The sequence below is a fragment of the Rhodococcus sp. (in: high G+C Gram-positive bacteria) genome, from assembly GCF_049299235.1.
Lineage (GTDB): Bacteria > Actinomycetota > Actinomycetes > Mycobacteriales > Mycobacteriaceae > Rhodococcus.
Genome location: NZ_JBAQXC010000009.1, coordinates 1 through 6465, shown reverse-complemented (window position 1 = coordinate 6465; position 6465 = coordinate 1). Strand labels below are relative to the sequence as shown.

Below are 6465 nucleotides of genomic sequence, written 5' to 3'. Positions count from 1 at the left end.
GTGATAGGCGATGATGGCAAGTGAGCTCCTGGTAGGGCAGGGACGTAAGCACTCACTGGCCTACCAGGAGTTCGCCGGTATCCGGCCCGTCACACGCCGATGCTCACCGAGTTTTCAGATGCACACTGACACCCGAGGCGGCCGCGACGTAGACGAGACGCTTGCCCGCGAGTGTGTCGATGTTCGTCATCGCGATACTCCTCAGAACAGTAGCGGCCGGTAGGTGGGGTCGTAGTCCAGCGCCGACGTCCGCTCCCCGCGGTGGACGGCGGGCACACCCGCGACGATCTCCTTCTCCGCGACGTCCTTCCGGACCAGGGAGCAGGCCCCCACCACCGCGCCGCGGCCGATGGTGACGCCGCACAGCACGGTTGCCCGGCTGGCGATCCACGCGTGATCGCCGATCACGATGGGCTGCTCCACCGATTCGAACGTGTCGGAGTCGATCACGTGGTATGCCCCGATCAGGTGCACGTCACTGGCGAGCACCGCACCATCACCGATGGCCAGTCCGCCGCGCGCATCGAGCAGGCACCGGCTTCCGATCGAGACGGCGTCGCCGATGTCGAGGAAGCGGATGTCCAGAACGGTGGTGCCGCGCATGATCGCGCTGCCCCGGCCGATCTTCGCGCCCCACAACCGCAGCCAGCCGAGGCGCACAGTGTGTGAGGGCACGTAGGTGACGACGATGTTGTAGCCTTGCTGCCCGACCCTTCGAATACCGCGCAGTGCCTTGGCTTTCGAAATTTCCATGTACATTCTCGATTCTTCGTCGGTGAGCCGGTCAGCAGTTGTCCGGCGCGGGGTGTCCGGCCATCCGTCCCTCGACCCACTGCGTGACCACCGGTTCGGCACCCTCCATCGCGTGACCGGCGTTCGGAAGTTCCTGCGCGAACACGGTGCTGCCCAGGTCGCAGGCCCGATCCACCGCGGACTGCACCGACTGGGGGGCGACGATGGGATCCTGCCCACCCCACATCACCAGCATCGGGGCCGCGGCCTGCTGCCAGGGCATTCGGATCGAGGCGAGCCAGTCCTCGAGGAAGCGGATCGCCTCCTCCGAGTCGGGAACGACGTCGTCCTTCTGCATGCGGGCGTAGACGTAATTGCGCGCGGTGTCGGTGCGGCTGCTACAGGACAGGATCGACGGCAGTTCGTCGAGGACGATTCCGTGCAGGTAGTCGTCGACCGCGACACGGTCGGGGTGCGCGGAATGCATACCGACGACCAGATACGGCATGAACGTCCGTTCGACGGCGGTGAGCGCATTGTTGCGAACGAGCCAGCTGTACCTGGTCAGATCCACCGGAGGTGCGAGGCTCGCGGTACCGAGCAAGGTCAGTCCGTCACCGTAATCGCCGGCGAGTTCGTTTGCCGCCCACGTGGCCTGACCGCCCTGCGAACCACCCACCGCGAGCCACCGCATCGACGTATCCGGAACCACGTTGCGGGCGGCACGCACGGCATCGATGACGTTGTAGCCGACGGTCGCCGGTTCCAGGTACGGCATCGTGCCGGTCCCGTCCGCGCGACCGGTGCCGTCCGCGGGACCGAGACCCTGATAGTCGGGCAGCGCCACGACGAATCCGAGACCGAGATAGTGCAACACATCCGGGACGGAGCCGAACAGGTCCGAGAAATTGCTCGGTCCGCAGCCCTGCGCGACACCCGTGGTGGCGTGTGCGAGGACCATCACGGTCCAGCCACCGGTGGGGACGTCGCCGGACGGAGTGAACACGGTCCCGGACACCACGGTTCCCGCCTGATCCGAGCCTCGGGTGGAGCGGTACTCGACCCGCATCGCGGTCGCACCGGAACCACTGATACGCGTGTCGATGTCGTCGAAGTCCGCCGTCGACACGATCGCACCGCGTTGATCGCCGTGTGGTGCGTCGGTGAACACGCCCTCCGCGCGGACACCGATCGGCTCGGCGTCCGCGCCGGAGCAGCCGGCCGTGACTGCGGCGGCGACCGCGGCACACACCGCGATGTGCTGGAGCTTCCTCCGGATCATCGAATCCGATCCTTTCCCGAGATTGGTTCTCGCCGGCCGACGCTCGCCGGAGGCACAGTCGCGCCGGGACGCACCCGCTCGGCGAGCGCATCCACCCACGACGGGGGTTCGAACAGGAACGCACCGCCCCACCGCATCGCACCCGCGTGCACGGCACAGCTCAGCGCGACGACGAGGGCGGTCACAGCAAGGGGTGCGACCGCACACCAGACGGGCAGTTCGAGCAGCTGCCCCCACCGTTCCGCGAACCATCCGGGGCGCGCGTAGGCGAGGGTGTAGAGGGCGAGCGCCACCGGTAGGTGCAGCACGTACACCGCGAATGTGCGGGACCCGACCGCAACGAGCGGTCGGGTCGACATCGAGGACCGAGCGATCCGCGCGACGACGCCGGCACCGGCGGCAATCGCGACGCACCCCTCCACGAGGAGCAGTGGCGCGGTGGCCGCCGGCGGGAGGCTCATCGCCGACACCGCGCGCAGCCCGACCAGCACGACGACCAGTGCGAGGAGAACGGAGCCTCGCATCGCGACCAGCCGCGGCCACAGCCGCGGACCGAGGTACACACCGGCCGCGAAGAACACGAAGTACTGGGGAACCTTCGACGCCAGCGAGGCGTCCTGCAGGAACACCGATGTCAGCAGACTCACCAGGGTGAGCGTGACAAGAACGGTGTGCGGCCGGAGCCGGGCACAGGCTGCGAGAACGAGCGTGTACACACCCAGTGCCCACAGGAACCACAGCGGTGTCGTGGGCAGCACGAGTTCGCGTGCCACCGCGACACCGCCGACATGGTGTGGGACGGTCGATTCCGTGGCGAGCGCATCGAGCGCCAGGTAGGTCACGGCGAGGACTGCCAACCACAACGTGTAGAGGTAGAACAGTCCGAAGGCTCGGGTGAACGGCTCCCGCGCCTGCCATCCCAGCCGGATGCGCCGGGAGGCCAGCAGTCCGGACAACGCCAACAGCACCGGCATCCGAGTCGAACCGAGCGCCTTGTTCACCGTGTCCCACACGGCCGCAACGGGATATCCACCGCCCTCGAACGCGGGAAGGACGGACCAGGAGCACACGTGGTAGAGCACCACCGCGATCACACAGGCACCGCGCAGGGCGTCGATCCGCAGGTCGCGCGATCCCTCGACTGCCGTCATCGGGTACCCTCCGGCGCCGCCGCCGACGGTACCGTCGCGGCGAAGAGTTGGGTGCGCGTGCCGCTTCCGGTGAGTGCGATTCGCCGTGTACCGGAGGTACCCGCCGGAACCCAGACGGCGTCGCCGCACCGGGCTGCCGCCAGGGTTCCTCCGCACGAGGCGGTGACGCTTCCCGCTGTGCACAGCACGATCGCCGGCCCGGCGCACGTCAGGTTCGTAGTGTCCGCATCGCCGAGTTCGATTCGTGCCAAAGAGAAATCGGGATTCGGAGTCGGATAGGTCAGTACCCGGTCGGTGTCCGGATCCGGAACCGGATTGACGATCGGAACGGGACCGGTGCCGAATCGGGTGATCCGTAGCAATTCCGGTACATCGACGTGTTTGGTCGTCAATCCGCCGCGGATCACATTGTCGGAGTTCGTCATCACCTCGACAGCGACACCGCGGAGGTACGCGTGCGGCACGCCGGCGTCGAGAAACAGTCCCGCCCCGGGCGCAAGCCGGGTGTGCTGCAACAACAGCGCGACGAGAACCCCTGCATCACCGGGGTATTGCGCTGCCAACCGGACGATCGTCGCGGCGTCCGACACGAATCCGGCACCGGCGAATCCCGAACCGGCGGACACGAGACGGTGACAACCGTCGACGAGAGCGTTCAGGAGCCGGGTGAGTTCCGGCGCACCGAGGGTCAGCCAGCGCGCCAACAGCGCGGCCGGCCCACCGGAGGCGAATCGCGCGCGATCATCCTCGAATTCCGGCAGTCCGAGCGCATCGAACAGTGCGACGACGTCCGCCTCGTCGCGGAACCCCGCGAGTGCATCAAATTCGGTCAGGGCGACCACGAGTTCGGGCTTGGGGCGGTCGTCACGATAGGTCCGATGCGGCGAATCGAAGGGCACTCCTGCGGCGTCCTCCCGAACGAACCCGGTGCGCGCCTGCTCGGCTCCGGGATGAACCTGGATCGACAGGGCGCGATCGACCGCCAGTACCTTGAGCAGCAACGGGAGAGCCGCACCGTAGCGGTCGGCAGCAGGACCGAGCAATGTCCGCGGATCGGCGCCGATGTGGTCGGCGAGTGTGCTTCCGTCGGCGAAGGTGGCCGACCCGGTGGGGTGAGCGCCGAACCACAATTCGGCCTCCGGCAGGGGCGTCGGCACCGGCCGACCGGTGAGTTCGGCCAGCGCCGTTCGCGATCCCCAATCGTAGTGCCGGACGAGTCCACGCAGCAGCATGGGTGCATTGTCCTGGTACATGATGATTGTCTCTCGAAACTCGTTGCGCTGCCGCGTCAGTACGCGCCGTCGGCGGACACGACAGCCTTGACGGTGCGGGCGACGATCACCAGATCACTGACCATCGACCAGTTTTCGACATACGACAGGTCCAGTCGCACGGCGTCGTCCCACGACAGGTCCGACCGGCCGCTGACCTGCCAGAGCCCGGTCACTCCCGGTCGAACCAGCAGACGCCGGGCGACGACACCGTCGTAGGTCTCCACCTCGCGACGCAGCGGCGGCCGAGGTCCGACGACGTTCATGTCTCCGGCCAGCACGTTGAAGAACTGCGGCAGCTCGTCGAGGCTGTAGCGGCGGATGACTCGCCCGACCCTGGTGACCCGGGGATCGTTTCGTACCTTGAACAGCGGTCCGGCGCCCTCGTTGCAGGCGGTCAGTTCTGCCAGATGCCGGTCGGCATCGACGACCATCGACCGGAACTTGATCATGCCGAACGGGGTTCCGTTCAAGCCGATCCGTTCGGACCGGTAGAAGACCGGGCCGCGGCTGTCGATCTTGATCGCGAGGGCGAGGAACACGAGGACCGGAGCCAGCACCAGCAGTATCGCGACGGCGAAAGTCAGATCGAACAGACGCTTGCCGCTGCGCTTCGCACCGTGATAAGTGGGACGTTCCACGCTGACGAACGGCAACGTGCCCACCGGCCGGACATTCAGCCGCGGACCGGATACCCCGCTGATCCCCGGCGAGACAAGCAGATCCACGTCGTGCTGTTCGAGCTGCCACATGAGGTCGCGGATGCCGTCGGGGCCGAGAGCCTGCGCCGCAGTGACCGCGACGGTGTCCGCCCCGCTCGCGCGCACCGCAGTGAGAACGTCGGTGTCGTCACCGAACAGTGGCACAGCACGCCCGTCGACATCGAGCACGGCACCGGGGGCTGCCACACCGCCGGGCACATATGCCCCCACGATGTGATGTCCGTGTTCGGCGCGCTCGGCGAACGTGTGGCCGACCACCCGGACGGTCGCCTCGTCACCGACGAGCAGCACCGACGTACGTGCTTCACCGCGATTCCTTCGGCGCGCGTAGGCGATTCGCCACAGCCAGCGGCTCAGCAGCAACGCCAGCAGACCGATCGGCAGCGCAATCGCGAGGTAGCCACGAGCAAGATCCATCCGCAGCAACAGCGAGACGATCGCGATGCCACCGAACAACCACAGGGTGCTCGAGATGATCCGCTGGTATTCGTCTGTGCCACTACCGATGACACGCGTCGATCGGGTGCGGAACCCGGCCAGCATCACCAGCCAGGCCGCCACGAGACCGACCGATACGACGGTGTAGCTCGAGTGCACGCCGGCCCCACTCACCGACTCGGCGACACCGCCGAATCGAATCTGCTGTGCCAGTGCGACAGCCAGAACAACCACCACCGCGTCCGTCCACCGCAGCCGGCTCACGTAGGCGCGCTGCCACTTCCATCGCTCGCTCACCACTGCCTCGACCGTGTCCTGCTCGTGTGCGCGGTCGCGCTGATCATGTGCACCACTTCGGCACTGTCCAGCCATGTGCTCGGTTTCCGGAGTCATCGTCTCCACCCCTCGACGTGCCATCGCTGCGACCCCGTCACCAGTTCCCACCCTTACGCTGGATGAGATCGAGCCAAGTTTGCTGGCTGTTACCGAGATTCACACGAGAATCGCGTGAACGGGTGCCGCCGCCACGGCGTCGGCGGCCCATCAGCGCGCACGGGCTCACCGACTTGCCCAGGTAGGCGGATTGCAGCTCCGGTTCCAAGATCATGGTGTAATGCCGGACACATCCGCGACGCATGTAGTTCGAACGGATGACAGATTGTGCTGTGCGACACGATGTTTCGACGGCCGATGAACCACGACGTCGATGCACGCAGCGTGGCGGGCGTCGTCGGACCGAAAAGCGCTACCCGATCCGTCAGTCGCGCATGCGCCCGCTGCGCTCGACGTCGCCACCGCTGCGCTCGTTCCGCAGTCGGGCGACTGCCGCGTTCGCTGCCGTCAGCGATCGCTCCGCCGCCGCCTTGGCC

General features: G+C 67.1%; 6 protein-coding genes. All 6 read right to left on the bottom strand.

Features of this window, described 5'->3' with window-relative positions:
• Nucleotides 1-201: 201 nt before the first annotated feature.
• The 6 genes from WAX14_RS00415 to WAX14_RS00390 are packed head-to-tail and all read right to left on the bottom strand — an operon-like array spanning nucleotide 202 to nucleotide 6203.
• Nucleotides 202-753: an acyltransferase gene (locus tag WAX14_RS00415; protein ID WP_422626128.1), complete on the bottom strand. Its 552-nt coding sequence runs from the start codon at nucleotides 751-753 to the stop codon at nucleotides 202-204.
• A 31-nt stretch (nucleotides 754-784) separates the two neighbouring features.
• Nucleotides 785-2014, bottom strand: coding sequence for a lipase family protein (locus WAX14_RS00410; protein ID WP_422626127.1), 1230 nt, complete (start codon nucleotides 2012-2014; stop codon nucleotides 785-787).
• On the bottom strand, nucleotides 2011-3165 hold the full coding sequence (locus WAX14_RS00405) for an acyltransferase family protein (protein ID WP_422626126.1): 1155 nt from the start codon (nucleotides 3163-3165) through the stop codon (nucleotides 2011-2013). The genes WAX14_RS00410 and WAX14_RS00405 overlap by 4 nt, the downstream gene beginning before the upstream one ends.
• The gene (gene manA, locus WAX14_RS00400) at nucleotides 3162-4397 is read right to left on the bottom strand and encodes a mannose-6-phosphate isomerase, class I (protein WP_422626125.1); all 1236 of its coding nucleotides are present in this window, start codon (nucleotides 4395-4397) and stop codon (nucleotides 3162-3164) included. Before manA ends, WAX14_RS00405 begins: the two co-directional genes overlap by 4 nt.
• A 56-nt stretch (nucleotides 4398-4453) precedes the next feature.
• Nucleotides 4454-5989: a sugar transferase gene (locus WAX14_RS00395; RefSeq protein ID WP_422626124.1), complete on the bottom strand. Its 1536-nt coding sequence runs from the start codon at nucleotides 5987-5989 to the stop codon at nucleotides 4454-4456.
• A gap of 37 nt (nucleotides 5990-6026) precedes the next feature.
• A complete protein-coding gene (locus tag WAX14_RS00390) occupies nucleotides 6027-6203 on the bottom strand; it encodes a hypothetical protein (RefSeq protein WP_422626123.1) in 177 nt (58 codons plus the stop codon).
• Nucleotides 6204-6465: the final 262 nt, after the last annotated feature.